General features: G+C 34.6%; 1 protein-coding gene. It reads left to right on the forward strand.

What is annotated here, in order from left to right; all coding sequences use genetic code 11:
* On the forward strand, positions 1–2,933 hold a 2,933-nt coding region (locus SD53_RS12310), incomplete at both ends, for a phage tail spike protein (RefSeq protein WP_046520532.1).

Here is a 2,933-nt window from a genome sequence, read left to right on the forward strand (position 1 = left end):
TGAAAGATGTGTTGAGCGATACAGGTTGGGAAGTTTCTGAACAAACCGAATACGATGGCTTACGTACTACGTCATGGACTTCTTATCAAACTAGATATGAAGTTTTAAAGCAATTATGTACAACCTATAAAATGGTATTGGATTTTTATATAGAGCTTAGTTCTAATACCGTCAAAGGTAGATATGTGGTACTCAAAAAGAAAAACAGCTTATTCAAAGGTAAAGAAATTGAGTATGGTAAAGATTTGGTTGGGTTAACTAGGAAGATTGATATGTCAGAAATCAAAACAGCATTAATTGCTGTGGGACCTGAAAATGACAAAGGAAAGCGTTTAGAGTTAGTTGTGACTGATGACGAAGCACAAAGTCAATTCAACTTACCTACCCGTTATATTTGGGGAATATACGAACCTCAATCAGATGATCAAAATATGAATGAAACACGGTTGCGTTCTTTAGCCAAAACAGAGTTAAATAAACGTAAGTCGGCAGTTATGTCATATGAGATTACTTCTACTGATTTGGAAGTTACGTATCCGCACGAGATTATATCAATTGGTGATACAGTCAGAGTAAAACATAGAGATTTTAACCCGCCATTGTATGTAGAGGCAGAAGTTATTGCCGAAGAATATAACATAATTTCAGAAAATAGCACATATACATTCGGTCAACCTAAAGAGTTCAAAGAATCAGAATTACGAGAAGAGTTTAACAAGCGATTGAACATAATACATCAAAAGTTAAACGATAATATTAGCAATATCAACACTATAGTTAAAGATGTTGTAGATGGTGAATTAGAATACTTTGAACGCAAAATACACAAAAGTGATACACCGCCAGAAAATCCAGTCAATGATATGCTTTGGTATGATACAAGTAACCCTGATGTTGCTGTCTTGCGTAGATATTGGAATGGTCGATGGATTGAAGCAACACCAAATGATGTTGAAAAATTAGGTGGTATAACAAGAGAGAAAGCGCTATTCAGTGAATTAAACAATATTTTTATTAATTTATCTATACAACACGCTAGTCTTTTGTCAGAAGCTACAGAATTACTGAATAGCGAGTACTTAGTAGATAATGATTTGAAAGCGGACTTACAAGCAAGTTTAGACGCTGTGATTGATGTTTATAATCAAATTAAAAATAATTTAGAATCTATGACACCCGAAACTGCAACGATTGGTCGGTTGGTAGATACACAAGCTTTATTTCTTGAGTATAGAAAGAAATTACAAGATGTTTATACAGATGTAGAAGATGTTAAAATCGCCATTTCAGATAGATTTAAATTATTACAGTCACAATACACTGATGAAAAATATAAAGAAGCGTTGGAAATAATAGCAACAAAATTTGGTTTAACGGTGAATGAAGATTTGCAGTTAGTCGGAGAACCTAATGTTGTTAAAACAGCTATTGAAGCAGCTAGAGAATCCACAAAAGAACAATTACGTGACTATGTAAAAACATCGGACTATAAAACAGACAAAGACGGTATTGTTGAACGTTTAGATACTGCTGAAGCTGAGAGAACGACTTTAAAAGGTGAAATCAAAGATAAAGTTACGTTAAACGAATATCGAAACGGATTGGAAGAACAAAAACAATATACTGATGACCAGTTAAGTGATTTGTCCAATAATCCTGAGATTAAAGCAAGTATTGAACAAGCAAATCAAGAAGCGCAAGAAGCTTTAAAATCATACATTGATGCTCAAGATGATCTTAAAGAGAAGGAATCGCAAGCGTATGCTGATGGTAAAATTTCGGAAGAAGAGCAACGCGCTATACAAGATGCTCAAGCTAAACTTGAAGAGGCAAAACAAAACGCAGAACTAAAGGCTAGAAACGCTGAAAAGAAAGCTAATGCTTATACAGACAACAAGGTCAAAGAAAGCACAGATGCACAGAGGAAAACATTGACTCGCTATGGTTCTCAAATTATACAAAATGGTAAGGAAATCAAATTAAGAACTACTAAAGAAGAGTTTAATGCTTCTAAAAGAACACTATCAAGAGTGTTAGCAGACATCACTGTAAATGCTATGAAAGGCATCTATTTAAGGTATGACGAAAATGGGGCGATTACTTCACATACTATTGATAAAGATGGCGTGAAAATTAGTGGCGATAAAGTTGATATAACAGCGAATAGAGAATTTAATGTAGTCGCAAATAATATTAATAACAAAGTTGGTAAAAATGACATTGTTAATAGCCTAAACTTATCAAATGAAGGTCTTGACATCAATGTGAATAGAATTGGTATTAAAGGCGGAAATGCTAACCGTTATGTACAAGTTCAAAATGATTTTATTGAACTTGGCGGAATCGTACAACGAACTTGGAAAGGCAAACGATCAACCGATGATATATTCACACGTCTTAAAGATGGACATCTAAGGTTTAGAAATAATACCGCAGGCGGTTCACTTTATATGTCACATTTTGGTATTTCAACATATATTGATGGAGAAGGCGAAGACGGAGGTTCATCCGGTACTATTCAATGGTGGGATAAAACTTACAGTGATAGTGGTATGAATGGCATAACAATCAATTCTTATGGCGGTGTAGTCGCTTTAACATCTGACTACAACCGAATTATTATCGATTCATATGCTTCAGCTAATATTGAAAGTAGAGAAGCACCGATATATTTATCTCCGAACACCAAAAATAAACCTGGTTTAAACCGATTCGCATTCACATTATCAAACGCTGATAGTGCATACGAAACTGACGGTTATATCATGTTTGGTTCAGATGAAAACTATAAGTACGGTGCTGGATTAAGATTTTCTAAACGTAGCAATAAAGGATTGGTTCAAGTCGTTAATGGTGACTATGCTACAGGCGGAGACACTACAATTGAATCAGGTATGGGCAAATTCAACTTAGTTAAACGAAGAGATGGAAAT

It is taken from the genome of Rheinheimera mesophila (genome assembly GCF_000986865.1).
GTDB lineage: Bacteria > Pseudomonadota > Gammaproteobacteria > Enterobacterales > Alteromonadaceae > Pararheinheimera > Pararheinheimera mesophila.